The sequence below is a fragment of the Actinoplanes sp. SE50/110 genome (assembly GCF_900119315.1).
In the GTDB taxonomy this organism is placed as follows: domain Bacteria; phylum Actinomycetota; class Actinomycetes; order Mycobacteriales; family Micromonosporaceae; genus Actinoplanes.
The window spans coordinates 1855231-1881143 of sequence record NZ_LT827010.1; the positions used below are offsets into that span (position 1 = coordinate 1855231).

General features: G+C 71.5%; 20 protein-coding genes and 1 riboswitch. Of the genes, 17 read left to right on the plus strand and 3 right to left on the minus strand.

Going from position 1 to position 25913, the window contains the following annotated elements:
- Positions 1 to 132: 132 nt before the first annotated feature.
- Entirely contained in the window at positions 133 to 2928 is a 2796-nt protein-coding gene (gene leuS / locus ACSP50_RS08325; protein ID WP_369793904.1) for a leucine--tRNA ligase, read from the plus strand.
- 158 nt (positions 2929 to 3086) lie between these two features.
- Here the strand turns inward: leuS and ACSP50_RS08330 are convergent, their stop codons facing one another.
- The 3 genes from ACSP50_RS08330 to ACSP50_RS08340 all read right to left on the minus strand — a co-directional run bounded on the left by ACSP50_RS08330 (position 3087) and on the right by ACSP50_RS08340 (position 5811).
- Positions 3087 to 3800, minus strand: coding sequence for a TVP38/TMEM64 family protein (locus ACSP50_RS08330; protein ID WP_014688719.1), 714 nt, complete (start codon positions 3798 to 3800; stop codon positions 3087 to 3089).
- A gap of 61 nt (positions 3801 to 3861) precedes the next feature.
- Positions 3862 to 4575, minus strand: coding sequence for a type 1 glutamine amidotransferase (locus tag ACSP50_RS08335; protein WP_014688720.1), 714 nt, complete (start codon positions 4573 to 4575; stop codon positions 3862 to 3864).
- A gap of 15 nt (positions 4576 to 4590) precedes the next feature.
- The gene (locus tag ACSP50_RS08340) at positions 4591 to 5811 is read right to left on the minus strand and encodes a Mur ligase family protein (protein WP_014688721.1); all 1221 of its coding nucleotides are present in this window, start codon (positions 5809 to 5811) and stop codon (positions 4591 to 4593) included.
- 382 nt (positions 5812 to 6193) lie between these two features.
- Positions 6194 to 6375, plus strand: a riboswitch (cyclic di-AMP (ydaO/yuaA leader).
- A gap of 39 nt (positions 6376 to 6414) precedes the next feature.
- Between ACSP50_RS08340 and ACSP50_RS08345 the strand changes: the two genes are divergently transcribed.
- The 16 genes from ACSP50_RS08345 to ACSP50_RS08420 all read left to right on the plus strand — a co-directional run bounded on the left by ACSP50_RS08345 (position 6415) and on the right by ACSP50_RS08420 (position 25875).
- Positions 6415 to 7212 carry a C40 family peptidase gene (locus ACSP50_RS08345; RefSeq protein WP_014688722.1) on the plus strand — a complete coding sequence of 266 codons (798 nt, stop codon included), beginning with the start codon at positions 6415 to 6417 and terminating at the stop codon, positions 7210 to 7212.
- An 834-nt stretch (positions 7213 to 8046) separates the two neighbouring features.
- Entirely contained in the window at positions 8047 to 8478 is a 432-nt protein-coding gene (gene mraZ / locus ACSP50_RS08350; RefSeq protein ID WP_014688723.1) for a division/cell wall cluster transcriptional repressor MraZ, read from the plus strand.
- 249 nt (positions 8479 to 8727) lie between these two features.
- Positions 8728 to 9810: a 16S rRNA (cytosine(1402)-N(4))-methyltransferase RsmH gene (rsmH, locus tag ACSP50_RS08355; RefSeq protein ID WP_014688724.1), complete on the plus strand. Its 1083-nt coding sequence runs from the start codon at positions 8728 to 8730 to the stop codon at positions 9808 to 9810.
- The gene (locus tag ACSP50_RS08360; RefSeq protein WP_014688725.1) at positions 9807 to 11006 is read left to right on the plus strand and encodes a hypothetical protein; all 1200 of its coding nucleotides are present in this window, start codon (positions 9807 to 9809) and stop codon (positions 11004 to 11006) included. Before rsmH ends, ACSP50_RS08360 begins: the two co-directional genes overlap by 4 nt.
- Before the next feature lie 3 nt (positions 11007 to 11009).
- Positions 11010 to 13625 (plus strand): penicillin-binding transpeptidase domain-containing protein, encoded by a 2616-nt coding sequence (locus ACSP50_RS08365; RefSeq protein ID WP_014688726.1) that lies wholly within the window; start codon positions 11010 to 11012, stop codon positions 13623 to 13625.
- A gap of 57 nt (positions 13626 to 13682) precedes the next feature.
- Positions 13683 to 15185: a UDP-N-acetylmuramoyl-L-alanyl-D-glutamate--2,6-diaminopimelate ligase gene (locus tag ACSP50_RS08370; RefSeq protein WP_014688727.1), complete on the plus strand. Its 1503-nt coding sequence runs from the start codon at positions 13683 to 13685 to the stop codon at positions 15183 to 15185.
- Complete coding sequence (gene murF, locus ACSP50_RS08375) at positions 15182 to 16573, plus strand: UDP-N-acetylmuramoyl-tripeptide--D-alanyl-D-alanine ligase (protein ID WP_014688728.1); 1392 nt, start codon at positions 15182 to 15184, stop codon at positions 16571 to 16573. The genes ACSP50_RS08370 and murF overlap by 4 nt, the downstream gene beginning before the upstream one ends.
- Positions 16570 to 17685 (plus strand): phospho-N-acetylmuramoyl-pentapeptide-transferase, encoded by a 1116-nt coding sequence (mraY, locus tag ACSP50_RS08380; protein WP_014688729.1) that lies wholly within the window; start codon positions 16570 to 16572, stop codon positions 17683 to 17685. Before murF ends, mraY begins: the two co-directional genes overlap by 4 nt.
- 63 nt (positions 17686 to 17748) lie before the next feature.
- Positions 17749 to 19116, plus strand: a complete 1368-nt coding sequence (locus tag ACSP50_RS08385) for an FtsW/RodA/SpoVE family cell cycle protein (protein ID WP_052311533.1) — start codon at positions 17749 to 17751, stop codon at positions 19114 to 19116.
- The gene (gene murG / locus ACSP50_RS08390; RefSeq protein WP_014688731.1) at positions 19116 to 20222 is read left to right on the plus strand and encodes an undecaprenyldiphospho-muramoylpentapeptide beta-N-acetylglucosaminyltransferase; all 1107 of its coding nucleotides are present in this window, start codon (positions 19116 to 19118) and stop codon (positions 20220 to 20222) included. The genes ACSP50_RS08385 and murG overlap by 1 nt, the downstream gene beginning before the upstream one ends.
- A 61-nt stretch (positions 20223 to 20283) precedes the next feature.
- Complete coding sequence (gene murC / locus ACSP50_RS08395; RefSeq protein WP_172898863.1) at positions 20284 to 21687, plus strand: UDP-N-acetylmuramate--L-alanine ligase; 1404 nt, start codon at positions 20284 to 20286, stop codon at positions 21685 to 21687.
- Positions 21688 to 21691: 4 nt separating this feature from the next.
- A complete protein-coding gene (locus ACSP50_RS08400) occupies positions 21692 to 22459 on the plus strand; it encodes a cell division protein FtsQ/DivIB (protein ID WP_014688733.1) in 768 nt (255 codons plus the stop codon).
- Between the two features lie 296 nt (positions 22460 to 22755).
- The gene (gene ftsZ, locus ACSP50_RS08405; protein WP_014688734.1) at positions 22756 to 23895 is read left to right on the plus strand and encodes a cell division protein FtsZ; all 1140 of its coding nucleotides are present in this window, start codon (positions 22756 to 22758) and stop codon (positions 23893 to 23895) included.
- A 9-nt stretch (positions 23896 to 23904) separates the two neighbouring features.
- Complete coding sequence (locus tag ACSP50_RS08410) at positions 23905 to 24618, plus strand: YggS family pyridoxal phosphate-dependent enzyme (RefSeq protein WP_014688735.1); 714 nt, start codon at positions 23905 to 23907, stop codon at positions 24616 to 24618.
- 190 nt (positions 24619 to 24808) lie between these two features.
- Entirely contained in the window at positions 24809 to 25546 is a 738-nt protein-coding gene (locus ACSP50_RS08415; protein WP_014688736.1) for a cell division protein SepF, read from the plus strand.
- Between the two features lie 23 nt (positions 25547 to 25569).
- Positions 25570 to 25875, plus strand: coding sequence for a YggT family protein (locus ACSP50_RS08420; RefSeq protein WP_014688737.1), 306 nt, complete (start codon positions 25570 to 25572; stop codon positions 25873 to 25875).
- Positions 25876 to 25913: the final 38 nt, after the last annotated feature.

A 25913-nucleotide genomic window follows, 5' to 3' on the forward strand; every position in this document is an offset into this window, starting at 1 on the left:
TGGCTTGGTCTGTTCTGCTCCTTAGCCGGCCGCGCTGACCGACCCTTCGGTACAGTGCGGCGCCCCCTCCTGCGTGAGGGGCTTTTTTGTGCCCGGAGCGCGGAACCCCACCAGCCCACTGACGTAGACGAGATGGTGAAGATGAGCGAGACCGACAACCCGTTCCGCTACACCGCCGCGCTGGCCGGCGAGATCGAGCTGCGCTGGCAGCGGTACTGGGCGGAGAACGGGACGTTCCACGCGCCCAACCCGACCGGCGAGCTGGCCGACCCGGGACACCCGCGGGCCGGCGCCCCGAAACTGCACGTGCAGGACATGTTCCCGTACCCGTCCGGGGCGGGTCTGCACGTCGGGCACCCGCTGGGCTACATCGGCACCGACTGTTACACCCGGTTCCAGCGGATGGCCGGTTACAACGTGCTGCACCCGATGGGCTTCGACGCGTTCGGCCTGCCGGCCGAGCAGTACGCGGTGCAGACCGGCACCCACCCGGCGGTCACCACCGCGGCCAACGTCGAGCGGTACCGGCAGCAGCTGCGCCGGCTGGGCCTGGCGTACGACGAGCGCCGGTCCTTCTCCACCACCGACCCGGAGTACTACCGCTGGACCCAGTGGATCTTCCTGCAGGTCTTCAACTCCTGGTTCGACCCGGAGCAGGGCCGGGCGCGGCCGATCGATGAGCTGATCGCCTCCTACGAGGCCGGCGAGCGGGGCGCGGCCTGGGCCACCCTGTCCCCGGCCGAGCGGCGCAAGGTGATCGACGGCCACCGGCTGGCCTACGTGAGCGAGGCGCCGGTGAACTGGTGCCCCGGCCTGGGCACCGTGCTGGCCAACGAGGAGGTGACCCCGGACGGCCGGTCCGAACGGGGCAACTACCCGGTCTTCCAGCGCAGTCTGAAGCAGTGGATGATGCGGATCACCGCGTACGGCGACCGCCTGGTCGACGACCTGGACGCGCTGGACTGGCCGGAGCCGGTCAAGCTGATGCAGCGCAACTGGATCGGCCGGTCGCAGGGCGCGCATGTCGACTTCGCCGTCGATGCGGACCGGATCACGGTATTCACCACGCGGCCGGACACGCTGTTCGGCGCGACGTACATGGTTCTGGCTCCGGAGCACGCGCTGGTCTCGAAGATCGTGCCCGCCGCATGGCCGGCCGGGACGAAGGAGGCCTGGAAGGTCGCCGGCACCCCGGCGGAGGCGGTCGAGGCCTACCGGGTCACCGCCGCCGCCAAGACCGAGGAGGAGCGCACCGCCGACGGCAAGGTGAAGACCGGCGTCTTCACCGGGGCGTACGCGGTCAACCCGGTCAACGGCGCGAGCATCCCGGTGTTCATCGCCGACTACGTGCTGGCCGGGTACGGCACCGGCGCGATCATGGCGGTGCCCGGCCACGACCAGCGCGACTTCGAGTTCGCGACGGTGTTCGAGCTGCCCGTCGTTCGGACGATCGCCACTCCGGAAGGTTGCGAGGGTGCCTACGTCGGCGACGGCGAGGTGATCAACTCGGAGTTCCTGAACGGCCTGAACAAGGACGAGGCCAAGGCGGCGATGATCGCCTGGCTGGAGGAGCGGGGCAAGGGCGCCGGCGCCACCACCTACCGGCTGCGGGACTGGCTGTTCAGCCGGCAGCGGTACTGGGGCGAGCCGTTCCCGATCGTGTACGACGAGACCGGGCTGCCGATCGCGCTGCCCGAGTCGATGCTGCCGGTCGAACTGCCCGACGTCGACGACTTCTCGCCGCGCACCTTCGACCCGGACGACGCGGACACCGAGCCGGAGACCCCGCTGTCCCGCAAGAAGGAGTGGGTGCAGGTCGAACTGGACCTGGGCGACGGGCCCAGGATGTACACCCGCGAGACCAACACCATGCCGCAGTGGGCCGGCTCCTGCTGGTACGAGCTGCGCTACCTGGACCCGCACAACGATCACGCGCTGGTCGACCCGGCCAACGAGGCGTACTGGATGGGTCCGCAGCGCCCCGGCGACCCGGGCGGCGTCGACCTGTACGTCGGCGGCGTCGAGCACGCGGTGCTGCACCTGCTGTACGCCCGTTTCTGGCACAAGGTGCTGTTCGACCTGGGCCACGTCTCGTCCTTCGAGCCGTTCCGCAAGCTGTTCAACCAGGGCTACATCCAGGCGTACGCGTTCCGGGACGCCCGTGGGGTCATCGTGCCGGCCGAGGAGGTCGTCGAGCGCGACGGCAAGTGGTACCACGGTGACCAGGAGGTCGCCCGGGAGTACGGCAAGATGGGCAAGTCGCTGAAGAACGTGGTGACCCCCGACGAGATGTGCGACCAGTACGGTGCGGACACCTTCCGGGTGTACGAGATGGCGATGGGCCCGCTGGACGTCTCCCGCCCCTGGGAGACCCGCGCGGTGGTCGGCTCGCAGCGCTTCCTGCAGCGGGTCTGGCGACTGGTGGTCGACGAGGAGACCGGGGCGATCCGGGTCACCGACGCCGAGCTGGACCCGAAGTCGCGCAAGGTGCTGCACCGGGTCATCGCCGGGGTCCGCGAGGACATGGCCGAGCTGCGGTTCAACACCGCGATCGCCAAGCTGATCGAGCTGACCAACACGCTGACCCCGCTGGCGACGGTGTCCCGCGAGGCGGTCGAGCCGCTGGTGCTGATGCTGTCGCCGTTCGCCCCGCACCTGGCCGAGGAGCTGTGGGGCAGGCTGGGCCATGCGGGGACGCTGGCGTACGCCGACTTCCCGCAGGCCGACCCGGCCCAGCTGGTCGCCGACTCGATCACCTACCCGGTGCAGGTCAACGGCAAGGTCCGCGGCCGGGTCGAGGTCGCTCCGGACACCCCGGAGGCGGAGGTACGGGCGCAGGCCCTGGCCGCCGTGGCCGAGGCGCTGGGCGGCAAGGAGCCGAAGAAGGTCATCGTGGTGAAGGGCCGCCTGGTCAGCGTCGTCGTCTGACGGGACGACCGGGGCCGCCGGGTGAGGGAGAGCGTGGCAGCTTCCTCACCCGGGCGGACGGCCGCTCACCGGGCTGATGGGATGCTCCCGGGAGGCGCGGCGGGGCCGGAAAACCGGTGCTGCGAGGCGCGGCGGTGCTGCGCGGCGCGGCGGTGCTGCTACGCCCGTACGGCCGAATCGGCAGTTGACGGTGCCGTTGCGGCGTCGCGGCGGGCGGTGTGGCGCCAGCGGAGCACGATCGCCGTCGACAGGATGAAGCTGACCACCGCGGGGGCGATCGTGATCGCGTTCATCCGGCCCGGTGAGGCCACCGCGGCGCCGATCACCGCGTAGGTCACCGTGGACGGGATGGCGGCGATCGTGGTGCCCAGCAGGTAGCGCTTGCGGCAGACGCTGGTGGTGCCGTAGGCGTAGCCGATCAGGCCGAACGGCGCCAGCGGCAGGAACCGGACCAGCAGCACGGCGGCCAGGCCGCGGCGGTTGAGCCAGCCGTCCAGCCGGGCCAGCCGGCCGCCGGCCCGCGCCTGCAGCACCCCGCGACCGGCCCAGCGGCCCAGGTAGTAGGTGGCGGCCGCGGCGATCACCGCGGCGGCCAGCGCGGCGACCGCGCCGATCGCGGCGCCCAGCAGCGCGCCGCAGGCGACCGTGACCGCGGTCCGCGGGACCAGCGCCGACAGCAGCAGGCCGCCGAGAACCGCGACGGCGACCGCCGCGCCCGGGCCGAGCGCGACCACCGCGTCACCGATGTCGCGGAGCGGGAGCAGGGCGGAGGCCGCGGCCAGCGCGCCGATCACGACGGCGAGCAGACCGAGCCGGACCAGGCGCTTCCGGCGGGACGGCACGCTCGTGTGGTGATCAGGTGTGTCGGTCATGCAGCCTTACCGCCCCAACTTTCTCGCCGGTTCCCGAATCGGTCGTGCAGCTCTTTCCGTCTTAAGCCGGGCTCGCCGCGGCGAGCCGTTCGCCCCGGAGCCGGTCGGCCCAGGAGTCGTCGAGGGGCGCAAGCCTATCCGCGCCCGTGGACCAACGCAGTAGCAGATCGGCTAGCGCTGGGTTGCGAGACAGCGCGGGGCCGTGCGAATACGTCCCGATGATCTTGCCGGCCCAGGCCCCCTCGGTCTGCCCGTCGTTGCCGATGCCACCGGTCACCCGGGCCAGGGGCGCGGCGTGTGCGCCCAGGTGGGTGCGGCCGCCGTGGTTCTCGAAACCGGTCAGCGGGGGCAGGCCCAGCCGCGGGTCGATGTCGCCCCGCAGCTCGCCGACCGCCCGGCTCTCACCCCGGTCCGAGGTGATGTCGAGCAGGCCGAGCCCGGCACATTTGGTCCCCTTGGCGAAGAACGAGTGACCGAACAGCTGGTAACCCGCGCAGATCGCGAGCACCGAGGCGCCCTGGCTGACCGCGCGGTGCAGCCCGCCGTCGGCGATCAGTCGCTGGGCGGCCAGCGCCTGCGGGCCGTCCTCGCCGCCACCGATGAGATAGATGTCGGCGGTCGTCGGCATCGGCATGTCCGAGCGGACCTCGTAGGTCTCGACCGGGATGCCGCGGGCCGCCGCCCGGTGCGCCAGGATCAGCAGATTGCCCCGGTCACCGTAGGTGGAGAGCAGGTCGGGGTAGATCCAGACGATCCGGAGGGTGCTGTCGTTCATGCTGTGACCTCGGTGTTAGTTGACACGGTCGAGCACCGCGCGGATGTCCTGGAACGCCGTGTAGTTGGCGATCACCTCGAGCCGGCCCGGCGGCACCTGCGCCACCGCCTCGTCGAAGGTGTGTACGTGCCGGAACGGCACCTGGTTCACCTGCAGCCGGACGGCCAGGTCGAACGCCCGGTCGCCGGTGATCAGGACCGGACGGTCGCGCAGCGGGGCGAAGTCGACGTCCCACAGCCAGGAGGTGTCCAGGCCGTCGGGGTCCCGCGCGTTGATCGAGAGCAGGGTCGGCGCCTGGTCGGCCATGTCGAACGCCTCCAGCCAGCTCGCCGGGTTCTTGGCGAGCAGCAGCCGGATGTTGCGGCCGTCCCGGTCGACCTGGGCGTAGCGTCCCGCGATCGAGGTCACCCGGGAGAGCCGGGGGAGCGCCTCGATCGGGCGAACCCCGAATTCGCCGGCGACCGCGAGGGCGGTGGCCGCGTTGCCCAGGTTGACCTTGCCCGGCAGCTGCAGCTTGACCAGGTGCCAGTCGCCGCGCGGGTCGATCACGCCGTCCTCCTCGACCACCCACTGCGGGGTCGGGCGGCGCAGCGGGCAGCCGGTGCACCACCAGTCGCCGTTCGCGCGCTCGATCGGGTGGCCGCTCTCCGGGCAGACGAACGAGTCGTCGTGCCAGCGCTGACCGGCGCTGAACCAGATGGACTGCGGGCTGCCGGCGGCCGCCCAGACGACCATCGGATCGTCCGCGTTGGCCACCACCCGGATCTCGGGGTGGCCGGCCAGCGCGGTCTTCCACAGCTGCGCCATCATCGCCACCTCCTTGGCCCGGTCGAGCTGGTCGCGGGAGAGGTTGAGCAGCGCCACCACCTTGGGCCGGGTGGCGTCGATCACCTGGGCCAGGTAGTGCTCGTCGACCTCCAGCACGGCGAACGGGGTGTGCCCCTCCTTCGCGAGCGCGGAGGTGTGCCCGGTGGGCATGTTGGCGCCGTACGAGTTGGTGGCGACCCGGCCGAGCACGCCGACCGCGGCCGCGGTGAGCCGCGTCGTGGTCGTCTTGCCGTTGGTGCCGGAGACCAGCGCCACCGCCCGGCCCGAGGAGAGATGCGCCAGCAGGTCGGGGTCGATCTTGAGGCCGATCCAGCCGCCGATCACCGAGCCGTCGCCGCGGCCCGCGGCCCTGGAGAGCGCCGCCGCGGTCTTCGACGCGGTGGTCGCGACTATCGCCCGCAAGGGCATCTTCCCGTCCGTCACGCCAGCGAGGGTACCGGACCGCGGGGTCACGTCGAGTTGCCGGAAGGTCCGGTCCCCGATGGCGGGCCGGGTAATCCGGTCGAGTTACCGCGTGTGCGCTCGTCCGGGTTACCGGCCGAAAAAATGTGTGTTCTGGTTCACTGACCTGGATCGACAGATCGTATGCGGTCGAGCACTCAAAGCAATGACATTTGTTTTCCGGAGCTAGCAAATTGGACAGTGGCTCACGTGCCAATCACGGTGAGTAATCACATCGCACCTGACGATCGAGGGCGAAGTCGGGTACCAAAGATTCACCGGCGGCAACCGCTCGCCGGCCGCGCCGACCGGACCACGCCGAGCCCTGCCCCGGACTGGTCGACGCGACCACCGCAATGCACCGAAAGCTGACAAGGCATCAGGGGGCAGGGACGGGGGAACCAATCCCGGTCCGCACCAGCGTCGCGCCCCACGGGCGACGTGGACCTTGGGGTGAAGCCACTCAGGTGGCCGGGCAGCCTTCCCGCCCGAACCCGACAGCTAACCTCGCAGGCGTGCCGGAGGGAAAACCTTACCGTGCACGAACACCGTTCGAGCCATGGCCGCCGCATGTCCGGCGCCGGTACCGCAGCACTCTCCCTGGGGCTCTGCCTCTGCGCCGGCCAGCTGATCGGCGCGTCGCCCGCCGTAGCAGCCGAGGCGACGCCGGTCACCACCGCCGCGAACACCGTCCGGGCAGTCGCGCCGGCCGCCGCCAAAACCCTCGTGCAGCCCAGGCTGACCACCACGACCACCGCTCGCCGGATCACCGCGGGATCCGTCCTCAAGGTCACCGCCAAGGTGATCAACCCGAAGACCGGCAAGATCGCCAAGGGCACCATCCGCCTGCAGGGCTACCGCGGCGGCAAGTGGCAGACGTGGGCCACCAAGAGCAGCACCGGCGCGGTCACCTTCACCACCGGGCCCAAGTCGTCGATCTACATCCGGACCCTGTTCACCGGCACCGGCTACGCGCAGACCTCCAGCTCACGCATGCTGATCACGGTCCGCGCCAACGGCGGCGCACGGGTCCTGGCCGAAGCCAAGAAGCACGTCGGCGCCCTGTACAAGTTCGCCGCCGCCGGACCGAAACGGTTCGACTGCTCCGGCTTCACCCTCTACGTCTACAAGGTCGCGGCCGGCAGGAGCCTGCCGCACAAGGCTGACGCCCAGCAGCGCTACGGCAGCGCGGTGAGCAAGAGCCAGGCCCAGCCCGGCGATCTGATCATCTTCCGGTCCGGGTCGTACGGCTACCACGCCGGGATCTACGCCGGCGGCGGCTACATGTACGACTCGCCGCACACCGGGGCCCGGGTCGGCAAGCACAAGATGTACGGCAGCAACTACGTCGTACGCCGCATCGCCTGACCAGTCGTCGGCCTCCGCCTCGACCGGCTGCCGCCGGGTGTTTCCCGGTGGATGACGGACGGCGGCGGCGGTAAGCGCAGTAAGTGCAGTAAGTAAGGAAGCAACGCCAGTGGGGCGCGATCCGCATCGGATCGCGCCCCACTGGCGTTCCGGCCGCTGTCGGCTCACGGTCCGTGCTTCCTCAGGTTCCTGCTTCCCGGTACGTCGGTGGTCCCGCCCCGTCCGCATCCCGCTCTGCCTCGCCGGGCGATCGTCGCGGCCGCGCGCGGCTCGCCCCCTCGACTGACGCTGGCCTGGGCGCCGGGGCCGGCGGGCGGCGGCCAACTGGGCGGGGTGGTGGTGCGTGGGCCGGTAAGGGTGGTGGCGCGACTGTGGAGGGTGGGCCCGCAGGGGGTGGGTGGTCGGGAGTGGAGCGCGGTGGCGGGTGGATCAGGAGCCCGGGGGAGGCGGGGTGGAGGCTCCATTTTTCTCCACCGGAGGGCTCCACTTTCCTCCACGGGCGGGTTTGCGGGGCTTTCGTGCGGGGTGCGGTGGGCGTTTCCGGGGGAGTTTTCCGCCCGCTGAGCCGGATGTCGGAAACCGGACGTGGTGGATCATGCTCGGCGGGCTGCGTTTGCTCCACCACCTGTGAACTGGGATTACGTCCGCGAAAAGGGCTCGCGAGCGGTTGCTTTCGGGTTGCAGGTGGAGGGAAGTGGAGTAGAGTGGGGCCCAGTGGCAGGACCGAGGAACCGAAACCCTGGGACTCGAACCGCGGAGCCTGCCGGCCCGAGTTGACAGACGGTCCGCTCCCTCCGCGAAGGGACGGTCGTCCCGGCAAAGGGGTGGGGGCCGATGTTCCTCGGCACGCACACCCCTCGGCTGGACGAGAAGGGCCGGCTGATCCTCCCGGCGAAGTTCCGCGACGAGCTGGCGGGAGGTGTCGTGATCACGAAAGGGCAGGAGCGCTGTCTGTACGTGTTCCCGATGCCGGAGTTCCAGCGGATCGCCGGCCAGCTGCGTGAGGCGCCGGTGACGAACAAGGCCGCCCGGGCTTACAGCCGGGTGTTCTTCGCCAGCGCGCACGACGAGGTCCCCGACAAACAGGGCCGGGTCACCATCCCCACGCATCTGCGGGAGTACGCGAGTCTCGGCCGGGATCTCGTGGTGATCGGGGCCAGCACCAGGGTCGAGATCTGGGACCGGCAGTCCTGGGACGACTACCTCTCGGCGAGCGAGGAAGACTTCGCCGACATCCAGGAGGGGGTGCTGCCCGGCGGACTGTAGGGCGTGGCACTCGGTGGGCCGCTGGGAGTGCGGCCCGGACGCCACTGCTGCCGTACTGCGAGATCTCCAGCCGCTCCCGCTCCTGGCGCCTCTTCCCCGGCGCCAGGCGCGTGTCCCCAGCCGGCGCCAGCCGGCGCGGGATGCGAGCGGATGGGGATCTGGCGGTACGGATGCGCGGCCGGGCCGGTACGGATCAGCAGGGCACGGCAACACGGCAACGAACCGAGTGGAACGCGAGCGGGTGGGTCAATGGGGGTCGACATGGGGGAGCCGCGCGGCGCGCACGTTCCGGTGCTGCTGGAACGCTGCCTCGAGCTGCTCGGTCCGGCTCTGGCCCGGCCCGGCGCGGTGCACGTCGACTTCACGCTGGGTCTGGGCGGGCACGCCGAGGCGGTGCTGGAGCGGTTCCCGGAGGCGGTCCTGATCGGACTCGACCGGGACACCGAGGCGCTCGCCCACTCGCGGCACCGGCTGGCCCGGTTCGCCGAGCGGATCCATCTGGTGCACGCGGTCTACCACGAGCTGCCCCGGGTGCTCGACGAGCTCGACATCCCGGCGATCGACAGCGGACTCTTCGACCTGGGCGTGTCCTCGCTGCAGCTGGACGAGGCGGACCGCGGTTTCGCGTACGCGCAGGACGCCCCGCTGGACATGCGGATGGACCAGTCGCGGGGGATCACCGCCGAAGAGGTCGTCAACACGTACGAGCCGGGCGAGCTGGTGCGGATCCTTCGGCAGTACGGCGAGGAGAAGTTCGCGCCACGGGTGGTCAGCGCGATCGTGCGGGAGCGGCAGAAGGCGCGGATCGTCTCCACGGCCCGGCTGGCGGAGCTGATCAAAGACGCTATCCCGGCCGCCGCGCGGCGAACGGGTGGAAATCCCGCGAAAAGGTCATTCCAAGCACTACGCATTGAGGTCAACGGCGAGCTGGATGTGCTCGAGTCCGCGATTCCCGCGGCTTTGGACGTCTTGTCGCCCGGCGGGCGACTTGTGGTGATGAGTTATCAATCTCTGGAGGACCGGATCGTCAAGCGGGCGCTCACCGCGAGAGCGCGCAGCACCGGGCCGATCGACCTGCCGGTCGAGCTGCCCGGGACGGGTCCGACGCTGCGGCTGCTGACCAGGGGGTCGGAGTTGCCCAGCGAGGCGGAGGTGGCGGAGAACCCGCGGGCGGCTTCGGTGAAGCTGCGCGCGGTGGAACGGATCGAACTGGGTAAGACGGCGAACCAGCCGGGCGGGGCCGGCCGCGAACGGCCCCGGATGGTCGCCGAGCACGGGGGACAAGGGCGGCGACGCCCGGGGCTGAACCAGGAGGGGGAGGGGAAAGCATGAGCGAGCGAGAGGCGCCGCGGTCGGGGGGCCGTGCGGCGCAGCCGCGCTCCACTGCCGGGGAGCGCGCACGCGGAGCCGGCCGCGACACCCGGACCGGGGGAACCGGCGCCCGGGGGGCGCGCCAGACCTCCCGGCAGAACGACACGCGCGCGACGGCCGACGTGACCGGGCGCCCGGCGGACGCCCGCCGCGCCGGCATCGACCGGGACGCGGAGGCGACCACGCGCCGCGCGGCTGTCAAGCCGGAGGCGCGGGCGACGAGCCGTCGGGCGGCTGTGGAGGCGGAGGCGCGGGCGACGACCCGTCGGGCGGCTGTGGAGCCGGAGGCGCGGGCGACCACGCGCCGCGCCGGGGGTGAGCGGGCGGCGCAGCCCGGTGCTCGCCGGGCCGGGAGTGGGCGCGGGGCGACGGGCGGCACGCGCGGGTCCGGGATCGGGCGCGGCGAGCCGGTGACGGCCGGGTTGATGGTCGAGGGGACGGCGGCGAAGCGGCTGGACACCGTCGAGGTGGCCGCTCCGGCGCTGCCGCGGCTGCGGGTCGCGCCGCCGCTGCCGATCCGGGCGCCGCGGCCGACCTTCGCGGCCGGGCTGATCGTGCTCGTGCTGGTGGGGGTGGTCGGCATCCTGCTGATCAACACGAAGACCATGGAGCAGTCGTTCCAGCTGAACGCGCTCCGCAAGAACCAGACCGCGCTCGACGAGCAGCAGCAGGAGCTGGAGCAGCAGCTGATCCAGGCGTCCAGCCCCGGCAATCTGGCGGTCGCCGCGCGCAAGCTGGGCCTGGTGCCGGCCGACAACCCGGCGATGATCCGGCTGCCGGACGGCAAGATCATCCGGACACCGACGCCGGGTAGGGGTGCGGTTTCGGTGACCGCCCAGCAGCCGTCGACCGGCAGCACCGGCCACGGCGCCGCCGGCCAGGCCGCGACGGGTCAGGCCGCGGCCGGCCAGGCCGCGACCGGCCAGGGCACGACGGGCCAGGGCACGACGGGCCAGGGCACGACGGGCCAGGGCACCACCGGCCAGGCCGCGACCGGCCAGGGCACCACCGGCCAGGCCGCGACCGGCCAGGGCACGACGGGTCAGGGCACCACCGGCCAGGCCGCGACCGGCCAGAACGCGACCGGGCAGGGCACCACCGCACAGAACGCCGGGCAGGCCGGCGCCGGTCAGAACGTAGTGGGAACGGGGCAGTAAGCCGTGTCGCCGCGAGCCGACGACGAGACACCGCGCCGGGGCACTCCGCCCCGGCGCGGTGCGTCACGTGCCGTCCCCGCCGAGGGGACGGACGAGCAGCCGGAGCGCGCCGACCGGCGCGGGTTCTCCAGCATCGGGGAGGCCCGGGCCTACACGCCCCGCGGCCGCACCGTGGCCGAGCGCGGGCGCACCCCGCGGACCGGCCGCACCGCCGACCCGTTCCGCCCGGCGCTGCAGGTGGTCGAGGGTGGCGAGGGTGGCCCGCGCACCCGGCAGCGCGCCGCCCGCCCGGCCGGGGAGCCGGCCGGCGGCCGGAACTCCCGCGAGCCGGCCCCCGGCACCGAGAGACGATCGCCTCGGGAACGCGCCGGGAACGCTGAGCCCCGGGAACGCGCCGGGAACGCTGAGCCCCGGCAACGCGCCGGGAACGCTGAGCCTCGGGAACGCGCCGGGAGTGATGAGCCCCGGGGGCGCGTAGGAAACGGTGAGCCCCGGGAGCGCGCCGACAACCGCGCGCCCCGGGAGCGCGCCGGGAAGCGTGACCCCCGCGAGGCCGCCCGGGAACGCGCGGCGAAACGCGACCCGCGCGAGACCGGCCGCGAGCGCGGCGAGAAGCGTGACCCCCGGGAGATGGCCCGCGAGCGGGCGGAGCGGCGCGACCCCCGGCCGGCCCGCGAGGCCGCGCCGGCCCGGCGGGACGGGCGCGACGGGGCGCGTGCCCCCAGGGCGCGTCAGGCCTCCGCGGACGAGCCCCGCTCACGGCGTACCGCCGATCCGGAAGCCGGGGCACGACGGCGGGTGACCGGCGGAAGCGGTCCGGGCCGGGAGCCGGCGCGCCGGCTCCGGCCGGTGCCCGCCGAGCCGCCGAAGCTCGCCAACAGCACACGGCGGCTGCGGCTGGGCACGATCCTGGCGCTGTCGCTGTTCACCATGATCGGCATCCGGCTGGTGGTGCTGCAGGTGGCGACCTCGCCGGCCGAGGTGGACAAGCTGGTCGATCTGCGCAACGACCGGATGCATTCGATCAAGCTGCCGGCCGCGCGGGGCAGCATCCTGGACCGGGACGGCAACATCCTGGCGAACAGCGTCGAGGCGCGCTACATCTTCGCCGACCCGAGCAATCCCCGGCTGCAGAACGACATCCCGGGTACGGCGGCGGCGCTGGCCAGGCTGCTCGGCGTGCCGGCCTCCAAACTGGCCGCGAGCATGCAGCCGAAGATGGTCGACGGAAAGGCGTCGCAGTTCAGCTACCTGGCCCGGGGCGTCGACGTGTCGGTGGCCAACCAGATCGAGGCGCTGAAGAAGCCGGGCATCTACACGCACGCCGACGAGCGGCGTGAGCTGCCCGGCAAGGACCTGGCGGCGAACCTGATCGGGTTCATCGGCGACGATCAGCACGGTCTGGAGGGACTGGAGGCGCGCTACGACGACCTGCTGCACGGCACCGACGGGATGTGGGTCTTCGAGTCCGGCAAGGGCAAGCTGGACGGTCCGATCGCCGGCGGGTACCAGCAGGAGACGCCGGCCAAGCCGGGTGGCTCGCTGCAGCTGACGATCAACAGCTTCACCCAGTGGAACGCGCAGCACATCCTGGACGCCGAGGCGGAGCGCAACCACGCCACGGTGGCCGGCGCGGTGGTCCTGGACGTCAAGACCGGGGAGATCCTGGCCCAGGCCAGCTATCCGTACTACAACGCGGCCAAGGCGCTGGAGTACCAGCCGTCCGACCGGATCGACGTGCCCACCGCGGTGGTCACCGACCCGGGCTCCACGCACAAGGCGTTCGTCATCGGGGCGGCCCTGCAGGAGGGTCTGATCACCCCGGACTCGACGGTGGAGGTCGCGCCGGCGATCGTCGAGGGCGGCAAGACGTTCAACGACAGCCACGTCCAGCCCAAGGGCAGCAGGCTGACCATCGCCGGGATCCTCGCCTACTCGTCCAACGTGGGCACGATCCAGATCGGCAGCCGGCTGGGCAAGGACAAGATCTACGAGTACCAGCAGAAGTTCGGGCTCGGGAAGGCGACCGGCGAGGGCATGCCCGGTGAGGCGCCCGGTGAGCTGCTGGCGCCGCAGAACTGGAGCGGGTCGGCGAAGGGGTCGGTGCCGATCGGGCACAGCGTCTCGGCCACCCTGGTGCAGATGGCGGCCGGGTACGGCGCGATCGCCAACGACGGCGTGTACATCCAGCCGCACCTGATCAAGGCGACGGTGTCCGGAACCGATCACACGACGACCCCGGCGCCGGCGCCCGAGACGCACCGGGTGCTGGACGCCAAGATCGCCGCGGAGCTGCGCACGCTGATGGAGACGGTGGTCGAGGACAGCGAGGGCACCGGGGTGAAGGCCCAGGTGCCCGGTTACCGGGTGGCCGGCAAGACCGGCACCGGCAAGATGGTCGTCGACGGCGAGTACACCAGCCACAACGCCAGCTCGTTCGTCGGGATGGCGCCGGCGGAGAACCCACGCTACGTGGTCGCGGTCGCGATGGACGTGGCTAAGGGCACCGGCGGTGAGGTGGCCGCTCCGGCGTTCGCCCAGATCATGTCGGACACGCTGCTGCGCAATTCGGTGCCGCCGTCCACGACGAAACCGCCGACTTTCAAGATCCATGGATGAAGCCGGGCCGGATGGCGTTGACAGGAACACCTGGCCTACCGGGTAGGGTCTGACGCCGTGTCCGGCATTCCCCGACCCGAGACCGTCGCACCGCTCCCCCTCACGCGGCTCGCTGAGCTGCTGAGGGCAACGCTGCACGGTGGTGACATCGATGTCACCGGGGTCACTCACAGTAGTGGCGCGGTGCGCCCAGGTGATCTGTACGCGGCGCTGCCCGGCGCGAACCGGCACGGCGCCGAGTTCGTCGACGCGGCGGCCTCAGCCGGCGCGGCGGCCGTGCTGACCGATCCGGCCGGGCGGGACGCCGCGCTCGCCGCCGGGTTGCCGGTGCTGACGGTCGACGACCCCCGAGCGGTGCTCGGTGCGGCCGCCGCGGCGATCTACGGCGAGCCGTCCCGGCGGCTCACCATGATCGGCATCACCGGGACGGCCGGGAAGACCTCGACGTCGTACCTGGTGGAGGCCGGCCTGCGGGCCGCCGGGCGGGTGACCGGGCTGGTCGGCACGGTGGAGACCCGGCTCGGCGACTTCACCGTGAAGAGCGTGCGGACCACTCCGGAGGCCACCGACCTGCAGGCGATCCTGGCGGTCGGGGTGGAGCGCGGGGTCTCCGCGGTGGTGATGGAGGTGTCCAGCCACGCCCTGGTGATGGGGCGGGCGGACGGCATCCGGTTCGCCGCGTCCGGCTACACCAACTTCGGTCAGGACCACCTGGACTTCCATCCGACGTCGGAGGAGTACTTCGCGGCCAAGGCCCGGCTCTTCGACGGCCGGTCCGCGGTCGGCGTGCTCAACCGGGACGACGCTGCGGTGATGTCGCTCGCCACCCCGGAAACGGTGACCTATTCCGCGGCCGGGGACGAATCCGCCACGTGGTGGGCCTCCGATGTCCGCCCGTCCGCGTTCGGTCAGCTCTTCACCGCCCACGGCCCGGACGGCGTGACGGTCGAGACGGGTGTGGCGCTGCCCGGCCTGCACAACGTCGCCAACGCGCTGCTGGCCATCGCGCTGCTGGTCGCGACCGGCATCGATCCGCGGGTGGCCGGCGCCGGCGTGCGGGACTGCCGGGGCGTGCCCGGGCGGCTGGAACAGGTTCCGGCGCAGAGCGGGATCCTCGGCGTGGTCGACTACGCGCACAAGCCGAACGCGATCGTCGCCGCCCTGGCCGCGCTGCGTGACCTGGCCACCGCCCGCGGCGGCCGGCTGATCTGCGTGATCGGCGCCGGCGGTGACCGCGACAGGGGCAAGCGGCCGCTGATGGGCGAGGCGGCGGCCCGGGGCGCCGACCTGGTGATCGTCACGGACGACAACCCCCGGACCGAGGACCCCGCTTTCGTACGGGACGGGGTGCGCCGTGGCGCCGAGGACGCGCACGCCGGCAAGGTCGTCGAAGTGGCCGGGCGGCGGGCCGCGATCGTCGAGGCGGTCCGGCTGGCCGCCACCGGCGACGTGATCGCCGTGCTGGGCAAGGGCAACGAACAGGGCCAGGAGGTGAACGGCCAGGTGCTGCCGTTCGACGACCGGATCGAACTGGCCGCCGCACTGGAGGGCCGCGCATGATCCCGATGACACTGGCCGAGATCGCCGCCGTGACCGGCGGCCACCTGGTCAACAGCGACGGCTCGGAGACGGTCACCGGCGGCGTGGAGTACGACTCCCGCCGGGTGGGCCCGGGCGGGCTGTTCGTGGCGTTCGCCGGGGAGAAGGCGGACGGGCACGACTTCGGCCCGAAGGTGGTCGCGGCCGGGGCGGCCGGGGTGCTCGGCACCCGGGACGCCGGCGCGCCCGGGGTGGTGGTCGAGGACCAGCTGGCCGCGCTCGCGAAGCTGGCCCACGAGGTGCTCACCCGGCTGCCCGAGCTGACCGTGGTGGGCCTGACCGGCTCGTCCGGCAAGACCACCACCAAGGACTACCTGGGGCAGCTGCTGTCCCGGCTGGGGCCCACCGTGGCGCCGGCCGGCTCGCTCAACAACGAGCTCGGCTTCCCGTACACGGTGCTGCAGGCCGGCCGGGAGACCCGGTTCCTGGTGCTGGAGATGGGCGCCCGGGGCATCGGGCACATCCGGTACCTGACCGGGATCGCCCGGCCGTCGATCGGCCTGGTGCTCAACGTGGGTGCCGCGCACCTCGGCGAGTTCGGCTCGATCGAGGGCACCGCGCGGGCCAAGGGCGAGCTGGTCGAGGCGCTGCCGGCGGACGGGGTCGCGGTGCTCAACGCGGACGACCCGCTGGTCGCGGCGATGGCGTCGCGGACCGGGGCGCGGGTGCTGCGGGTCGGCGAGGCGGCCGACGCCGATCTGCGCGCCACGGGGGTCACGGTGGACTCGGCGGGGCGGGCGTCGTACGTCCTCCATCATGGTCTTGAAGTGAGGAATGTCCGGCTCGGCGTGGCCGGGCGGCATCAGGTGGCGAACTCGCTGGCCGCCGCGGCGGCCGCGCTGACCGCCGGGATGCCGCTGGACGACCTGGCCACCGCGCTCGGCGAGGTGGGCATCGTCTCCGGGCGGCGGATGGACGTGATCGAGCGGCCGGACGGGGTGACGGTCGTCGACGACTCGTACAACGCCAATCCGTCGTCGACCGCGGCGGCGCTGCACGCGCTGGCCGCGATGGGCGCCGGGAAGCGCACCACCGCCGTGCTCGGCTACATGGCCGAGCTCGGCGAGCACGAGGTGTCCGGGCATGCCGAGGTCGGCCGGCTCGCCGCCGAACTGGGTGTGGACCGGCTGATCGCGGTGGCGGACAACGCCCGCCCGATCCTGGACGGAGCCGCGGCGGCACCCGGGTGGCGGGGGACCGCCCTGTTCGCCGCCGACCAGGCCGCCGCCATCGAGATTCTGCAGTCCGACCTGCGCGCCGACGACGTCGTGCTGGTCAAGGGTTCCCGGTACCGCACATGGGACGTCGCCGACTGGCTGCGGCGCCCCGAGGAGGTTCAGCCCACGTGAGGGCAGTCATCGTCGCGGCCGCGGTCGCCTTTCTCATCTCGCTCTTCGGCACCCCCATTGCCATCAAGGTCTTCTCGGCGCTCAAGGCCGGGCAGCCGATCCGCACCATCGGGCCGGCGACCCACATGGGCAAGAAGGGCACCCCGACCATGGGTGGCGTGGCGTTCATCCTCGCCACGGTCTTCGCGTACGTCGCCGGGCACCTCGCCCTGACCACGCTCCCGGACCGGCAGATCGCCCAGGAGCGGCCCACCATGACCGCCCTGGTGCTGCTGGGCCTGTTCGTCTTCTGCGGCGCGGTCGGCTTCCTGGACGACTTCCTGAAGGTCCGCAAGCGCAACTCGGACGGCCTGTCCGCCAAGGGCAAGCTGCTCGGCCAGTTGCTGGTCGGCACCGGGTTCGGGATCGCCGCGCTGTACTTCCCGAGCACCAACGGCGAAACCGTGGCCAGCGAGCACATCTCCTTCATCCGGGACGTGAGCTGGCTGGACGTCGGCAAGGTCGGCTCGGTGATGGTCTTCGTCTTCGTGATCATGGCGATGTCCAACGGGGTGAACCTGACCGACGGCCTGGACGGCCTGGCCACCGGCTCGTCGATCCTGGTCCTCGGGGCGTACTCGCTGATCGGCTTCTGGCAGTACCGGCACTGGTGCGGTGACAACGACTACCGGCTCACCAACGAGCTCACCCAGACGCACTGCTACCAGGTCCGGGACCCGCTGGAGATCGCGCTGATCGCGGCGGCCGCGGCCGCCGCGTGCGTCGGCTTCCTGTGGTGGAACACCAACCCGGCGCGGATCTTCATGGGTGACACCGGGGCGCTCGGCCTGGGCGGCCTGATCGGCGGCCTCGCGGTGGCCACCCGGACCACGCTGCTCTCGGTGATCATCGGCGGCCTCTTCGTGATCATCACGATGTCCGTGGTGATCCAGATCATCTCGTTCAAGACCACCGGCAAGCGGGTCTTCCGGATGTCGCCGTTGCAGCACCATTTCGAGCTGGCCGGCTGGTCCGAGGTGAACATCGTGGTGCGGTTCTGGATCATCGCGGGCATCTGCGCCGCGATCGGCCTGGGGCTGTTCTACAGCGACCATCTCGCGGTGATGGGCTAACTCTCAGGTGACACGCCATCGATGGTCACGTCGATGGCGTGTCCGCCCGACGATGATGTGGGCATGGCGGACGACCGTACCCGACAGGACCGCCCGTCACTGAGCCGGCAGTTGCTGCCCGCGGTGCACGGGCTGCTGGCCCGACCCCTCTCGTCGTACTACCTGCTGATCGCCAGCTCCGGGATGCTGCTGCTGATCGGGCTCACCATGGTGTTCTCGGCGTCCAGCGTGCAGTCGTACGCGGCCGACGGCAACGCCTTCTCCGGCATCGCCAACCAGGCGGTCTTCGCGCTGCTCGGCCTGGTCGCGTTCTGGGTCTTCCAGCGGTTGCCGGCGATCACCCTGCGGGCCGTCGGCAAGTACGTGCTGGGCCTCGCCATCCTGCTGCTGGTGATCCTCGACGTGCTGGTCGAGGTGAAGCACGTCACCGAGAACCACAGCGCCCAGGTCGGCCCGCTGCGGGTCAGCCTGCTCTGGCTCTCCTTCCAGGGGCTCGTCATCCAACCCTCCGAGCTGGCCAAGCTGGGCATCGTGCTGTGGGGCGCCGACATGATCGCCCGCAAGGGCCCGGCGCTGAGCCGCTGGCGTGAGCTGGCGATGCCGCTGTTCCCGGTGGTCGGTCTGCTGTTCCTCCTGGTCGGCTACAACGACGTGGGCACCATGCTGGTGCTGCTCGCGCTGATCGTCGGCCTGCTCTGGGCGGCCGGGGTGCGGCTGCGGGTCTTCGGCGCGCTCGGGGTGTTCGGCCTGACCGGCATCGCCCTGCTGATCGCCGCGGCGTCCCGGGGTGGCGGGTCGGGCTCGACCGACGCGCCGAACTACCGCGTGCAGCGGATCACCGCGTTCCTCACCCCGCTGGACAAGTGTGACCCGAACGGCGTCTGCTACCAGATCGTCCAGGGCCGCTCGGCGATCTTCGAGGGCGGCTGGTTCGGCGTCGGCCTGGGCAAGGGCGCGCTCAAGTGGGGCTGGGTGCCGGAGGCGCAGAACGACTTCATCTACGCGATCGTCGCCGAGGAGCTCGGCCTGGTCGGCTGCGTCGTGGTGCTGGCGCTCTACGCGGTGCTGGCCTACTCCGGATTCCGGATCGCCCGCCGCTCGGCCGACCCGTTCCGCCGGCTGGCGGCCGCCGCGATCACCACCTGGCTGGTCGCCCAGGCGGTGATCAACATGGGTGGGGTGGTCGGCCTGCTGCCCATCACCGGCCTTCCGCTACCGTTCATCTCCGCAGGTGGTAGCGCTCTCGTGGTGGCCATGGCGGCGATCGGCATGCTGGCCTCGTTCGCCCGGGCGGAGCCGGACGCGGCCCGAGCTTTGAACGCCCGTCCGACGCCCCGATGGGTGCGACTAGTCTGGGCCCCGCTGCCGCCGGTTCCTCCGCAGCGGCGGCCGGGACAACCGGTGCGTACGGGGGGCGAGGGGAGACGGTGATGGTTCAGCTGCGGTCGGTCGTGCTCGCCGGGGGAGGCACCGGCGGACACATCTATCCGCTGCTCGCCTTCGCCGACGCCTTACGCCGCCATTTCCCGCAGATCCGGATCACCACGCTGGGCAGCCCCAAGGGCATGGAGAACCAGCTGATCCCGGCGGCGGGCTACGACCTGCGGGTGATCCCGGCGTTCCAGCTGCCCCGCTCGCTCAACTTCGACCTGCTGCGCACCCCGGACCGGATGTACAAGTCCACCCATGCGGCCGGGGAGATCCTCGACGAGGTGCAGGCCGAGGTGGTGGTCGGCTTCGGCGGGTACGTGTCGGTCCCGGCCTACCTGGCGGCCTGGCGCCGCGAGCTGCCGATCGTGGTGCACGAGGTGAACGTGCCGCCCGGCGTGGCGAACCGGATGGGGATGAAATTCACCAAGCGGGTCGCCGTGGGTTTCCCGCACCAGCTGGAGCAGGCCGAGTCGCTGCGCAACGCGCGCCTGGTCGGCGTCCCGCTGCGGACCGGGATCACCCGGATGGACCGCCCGGCGTTGCGCCCGCAGGCGCTCTACCACTTCGGGCTGCGCCCCGACCTGCCGGTGCTGTTCGTCTCCGGCGGCTCGTCCGGCGCCCGCACGATCAACCTGGCGGTGGCCGCCGCGGCCAAGCGGCTGGCCCACGCCGGCATCCAGGTGCTGCACGTGCAGGGCGGGCGCAACGACCCGTTCGAGGTGCCCGACGACCTGCCGGTGCCCTATGTCGTCGTGCCCTACCTGTCGGACATGCAGCTCGGATACGCTGCCGCCGACCTGATGCTCTGCCGGGGCGGGGCGATCACCGTCGCCGAGACCACCGCGCTGGGCATGCCGGCGATCTACGTGCCGTACCCGTTCTCCAACCAGGAGCAGCGGCGCAATGCGATCCCGGTGGTCGAGGCGGGCGGCGGCATGCTGGTCGACAACAGCGAGCTGACCCCGGAGTGGATCGAGCGGAACATCATCCCGCTGGCCCGGGACCGGCAGCGGCTGGCCGCGATGGGTCACGCCGCCGGCCGGTACGGCCGGCGCGACGGCGACGAGCAGTTGCTGCGCTTCGTTCTGGAAGCGGTGGACCGGTGAGCATTTCAGTGATCGAGGGAGAGACGTGGTGAACACGGCGGAGTTGACGCCGGCCGGTGAGATGACCGCCGAGGAACTGGGCAGCGTGCACCTGATCGGGATTGGCGGCGTCGGCATGGCCGGCCTGGCCCGGCTCCTGCTGACCCGGGGCATCCCGGTCTCCGGCAGCGAGCTGCGCGAGTGGCCCGCCCTGGCCGGGATGCGCGCGCTCGGCGGGACCGTGCACATGGCCCACGAGGCGTCGAACCTCGACGGGGTCGACACGGTCGTCTACTCCACCGCCATCCCGAAGGACCACGTGGAGATGGTCGAGGCCCGCCGGCGCGGGCTGCGGGTCCTGCACCGCTCGGAGGCGCTGGCCGCGGCGATGACCGGCCGACAGACCATCGCGGTGGCCGGCACCCACGGCAAGACCACCACCACCTCGATCATGACGGTGATCCTGCAGCACGCCGGCCAGGACCCGTCCTTCGTGATCGGCGGCGAGCTCTCCGCGGCCGGGTCGAACGGGCACCACGGCAGCGGGCCACACTTCGTGGCCGAGGCCGACGAGCACGACCGGTCGTTCCTGATCTACCGCCCGCACGTCGCGATCATCACCAACATCGAGGGTGACCACCTCAACAACTGGGGTGACCTGGAGACGCTCAAGGCGGGCTTCCTGGAGTTCGGCGGGCTGGCCGACGGGTTCGTGGTGACCTGCGCCGACGGGCCGGGCACCGAGGAGCTGATCGCCGGGCTCCGGGCGCAGGGCAGGACGGTCTACACCTACGGCGAGTCCGCCGACGCCGACCTGCGGATCACCGACGTGGTCTCGACCGTCAGCGGGGTGCGCTACACGGCCATCCTGCACGGCGAGACGCTCGGTGAGTTCAAGCTCGCGCTGCCCGGCAAGCACATGGGCCTGAACAGCGCCGCGACCGTGCTCACCGCGCTCAAGCTGGGCCTGCCGCTGGCCAAGATCACCGAGGCGCTGGAGTCGTTCCCGGGGGTGCGCCGCCGTTTCGAGCGCAAGGGCATCGCGGCCGGCGTGCGGGTCTACGACGAGTACGCGTACCACCCGACCTCGGTGCTGGCCGCGCTGCGCACGCTGCGCGAGGTGGCCGGCGACGGGCGCCTGCTGGTGGTCTTCCAGCCGTACCGGGTGTACCGCACCCGGGACCTGCAGGCCGAACTCGCCGAGGGGCTGGCGCTGGCCGACCAGGCGATCATCATGGAGGTGTTCGGGCCGGGGGAGACCCGCGGTCCCGGTGAGGGCGGCCTCGCCCTGACCGCCGCGATCGACCTGCCCGCCGACCGCAAGGTCTTCGTTCCGGACTGGGATGACGTCCCGGCCGAGGTGGTCCGCCGCAGCCGCCCCGGGGACGTGGTGGTGACCATGGGCGCGCCGCCGATCTCGCTGATGGGCGACGAGCTGCTGGCCGCGCTCGCCGAGGCCGACCTGACCCCGGATTTCGCGGGCTGACCGGGTGGCCGGGCCGGGCACGCGCAACTGGCGACTGGTGCGCGCGGACACCGACGCGGTGCCGCCGTCGGCCCGCCGGTTCATGGCCCGTGCCCGGCAGCGGCGGCTGCGGGCCGCGCTGCCCTGGCTGATCGGGGCCGGGGTGCTGCTGGTCGCCGGCGGGGTGGCCTGGCTGTTCTACGGCACGGCGGTGCTCGGGGTGCGGACCGTCGACGTGGTCGGCGTGCAGACGCTGGACGCGGCTCAGGTGCGGGCCGCCGCGGCGGTGCCGGACCGGCAGCCGCTGGCCCGGGTCGACCTGGGTGACGTGAGCGCCCGGGTGCGCGGCCTGGCCGCGGTCGACCGGGTGGTGGTCACCCGGGCCTGGCCGTCCACCCTGCGGATCGAGGTGGTGGAGCGGGTCGCGGTGGCCGCGGTGCCGGGCCGGAGCGGTTTCACCCTGATCGACCGGGCCGGCGTGCCGTTCCGGTCGGCCGAGCGGAAACCGGACGGGCTGCCGTTGGCCAAGGTCGCGACCCCGGGGCCGAACGACGCTAATACCGGGTCGGCGCTGAAGGTGCTGGCCGCCCTCAGTGACGAGTTGCGCGAGCAGCTGGACGCCGTGTCGGTCATCTCACCGGTGGCGATCCGGCTGGAGTTGCGCGGCGGCCGGGTGGTGATCTGGGGAGACGACACCGAGAGCGACCTGAAGAGCAAGGTGGCGACGGCACTGTTGAAGAACAGGGCGTCGGAAATCGACGTGAGCGCACCGAAGATCGTTACTATCCGGTAAGACATCACAGAACCGACAAAAACGTACGAACGGAATATTTCGTCCGAGGTTACGGGTGAGTCGCATACTCGCCACATAAGCGCACGCGACACGCCGCTCGGGTTCTTTGGTCCGAGCGCGATGTCCGCATACGTTGCGTCGAGAGGTTTGAGTGGTTGACATAACTTTAAACCTCTAGTAGAGGGTGAGGGTTTCCTCGCCCTCCCTTGGACGGCAGCGATCGTCGAAGTGCGGATCCCACCGGAACCGCAGGGGCCCTTGACGATCGCCAACCCCGGAAGGGAAGGCTGAGCCCGATGACACCTCCGCACAACTACCTTGCGGTCATCAAGGTCGTCGGCATCGGCGGTGGCGGCGTGAACGCCGTGAACCGCATGATCGAGGTTGGGCTCAAAGGCGTCGAGTTCATCGCGATCAACACCGATGCCCAGGCCCTGCTGATGAGCGATGCCGACGTGAAACTGGACGTCGGTCGGGAACTGACCCGGGGACTGGGCGCCGGCGCCCAGCCCGACGTCGGCAAGAACGCCGCCGAGGACCACCGTGACGAGATCGAGGAGGTGCTCAAGGGCGCCGACATGGTCTTCGTGACGTGTGGCGAGGGCGGCGGCACCGGTACCGGCGGCGCCCCGGTGGTCGCGAACATCGCCCGCAAGCTGGGCGCGCTGACCATCGGCGTGGTGACCCGCCCGTTCTCGTTCGAGGGCAAGCGGCGCCAGGTGCAGGCCGAGGCCGGCATCGACGAGCTGCGCAACCAGTGCGACACGCTGATCGTGATCCCGAACGACCGGCTGCTCGCGCTCGGCGACCGCGGGATCAGCATGATGGACGCGTTCCGGCAGGCCGACCAGGTCCTGCTCTCCGGCGTGCAGGGCATCACCGACCTGATCACCACGCCGGGTCTGATCAACCTCGACTTCGCCGACGTCAAGAGCGTGATGAGCAACGCGGGCAGCGCGCTCATGGGCATCGGCAGCGCGCGCGGCGACAACCGCGCCGTCGAGGCGGCCGAGCGGGCCATCTCCAGCCCGCTGCTGGAGCAGAGCATGGACGGCGCGCGCGGCGTGCTGCTCTCCATCGCCGGCGGCTCCGACCTCGGCCTGTTCGAGATCAACGATGCGGCGCAGCTGGTCACCGACGCGGCCCACCCGGATGCGAACATCATCTTCGGCGCGGTCATCGACGACGCGCTCGGCGACGAGGTGCGGGTGACCGTGATCGCGGCCGGGTTCGACGGGGGCTCGCCCTCGTACAAGCCGGTCGAGACGGTGCGCAACAAGGTGCTCCCGCAGGCCGAGCCGCGCAGCTCGGCGCCGGTCAGCTCGACCTCGCTGACCCCGCACCAGGCGCCGTCCGCCCCGGCCACGCCGGCGCCGCGCAAGCAGATCCTGTTCGACGACGTGGACGTGCCCGACTTCCTGAAGAACGGGTCCTGATCCCGACTCATGGAGTTCGACGAGGGGCGGCGGGCCGAGCTCGCCGCCAATCTGCGTGCGGTGCGGGAGCGGATCGAGCGTGCCCGGGTGGCGGCCGGACGGCCGCCCGGGGCGGTCACGCTGACCGCGGTGACCAAGACGTATCCGGCGAGTGACGTGCTGTTGCTCGCCGGGCTCGGCGTGACCGACGCCGGGGAGAACAAGGATCAGGAGGCGGCCGGCAAGGCTGCCGAGGCGCGGGCCGCCGGGGTCGCCCTGCGCTGGCACTTCGTCGGCCAACTGCAACGGAACAAGGCCAAATCGGTTGCCTCGTACGCCGATGTCGTCGAGTCCGTGGATTCGGTGCGCCTGGTGACGGCGCTGGACCGGGCCGCCGTGGCGGTCCGCGATTCCCCGCTGGAGGTGCTGGTCCAGGTCAGCCTGGACGGCGATCCCCAGCGCGGCGGCGCGAGTGGGGATGATCTCTGGCGGGTATCCGACGCGGTGGCGGCGTCGGACGGTCTCCGGCTCGGCGGGCTGATGGCGGTCGCACCGCTAGGCGAGGATCCCGACCGGGCCTTCGCCCGGCTGGCCGAGCTGGCCGGTGCCCTGGTCAGCACGCATCCCGGGGCCACCACGCTGTCCGCGGGCATGAGTGGCGACCTGGAGGCGGCGATCCGGCACGGGGCGACACACGTACGGATCGGTACATCTTTACTCGGGATGCGAAACTCGCTGCGGTAGCCTTGCGGCGGGCAGCAAACTACACAGGTGTTGTTTTACGCGACGCGCCACCACCGGCGGCCGTTGCGTCCGACGACGCAGCGTCGCAGCAGGCCGCCGGTCCGTAACGGACCCGGTGTCCGGCTCGCCAGGGGGGACGCGGCACGCCATGAGGGGGCGCGGGCCGCAACAGCGGACGGAGGTGGGGGCTATGAGTACTTTCCGTAAGGCGGCCGTCTGGCTGGGTCTTGCCGAGGAGGAGGACGAGCGCGACTACGAGGAGCGGGGATACCGCGAGAGCTCCTACCGGTCGTCGCGGTCCGATCGGCACGATCGCGACCAGGACCGCTACTCGTCCGGCGACCGCTACTCCGGCGACTTCGACGACGAGGAGGAGGACGAGCGGCCCGCGCCCCGGCGTCCGGTCCGCTCCGAGCGCACCGAGCGCACGTCCCGGCTCAGCGACCGCGCCTCCTCGGTGCGCGCCGAGCTCGACCGGGACGACGAGGACCGGATCGAGCGGTCCAGCGTGCGCTCGATCACCCGGCCGGCCGCGGTGGCGCCCGAGCAGCCCTCGGCGCTCACCTACTCCACCCGGGAGAACCTCGCGCTCGCCCCGCAGCCGGTGCACCAGCCGCAGGTGCAGCAGCGTCCGATCGAGGACGAGCAGCGGTATCAGATCACCACGCTGCACCCCACCACGTACCGCGAGGCGCGGACCATCGGCGAGCACTTCCGGGACGGCACGCCGGTCATCATCAATCTCACCGAGATGGATGAATCGGACGCTCGCCGACTGGTGGACTTCGCCGCCGGGCTGGCTTTCGGCCTGCGGGGTACGATCGAGCGCGTGACCAACCGGGTATTCCTGCTCTCACCGGCGAATGTCCAGGTCACCGCGGAGGACAAGGCCAAGATCGCTGAGGGCGGGTTCTTCGCCCAGAGTTGACCCGAACGAGGGATCCGCCGGACGTGCTGTCGATCGTGTTCCAGATTCTCTATCTGTTGGTTTACTTCTTCTTCCTGGTGCTGCTGAGCAGGTTCGTCCTGGGTGCGGTGCTCCAGTACGGACGCCGATGGCAGCCGGGCCGGGGCGCGTCCGCCGCACTCGAGGTGGTGTGGAGCGTCACGGATCCGCCTTTGAAGGCGTTGAGGCGTGTGATCCCACCGCTGCGCATTGGTAACGTGAGTTTGGACCTGGCTTCCATCGTGCTGCTGGTTATCCTGTTCGTGCTCATGCAGTTAGTGCTCCTTCAGCTCATCTTGAACTACAGATAGACAGCAGCCCCAACCGCGGCCGCGACTGACCCGAGGAG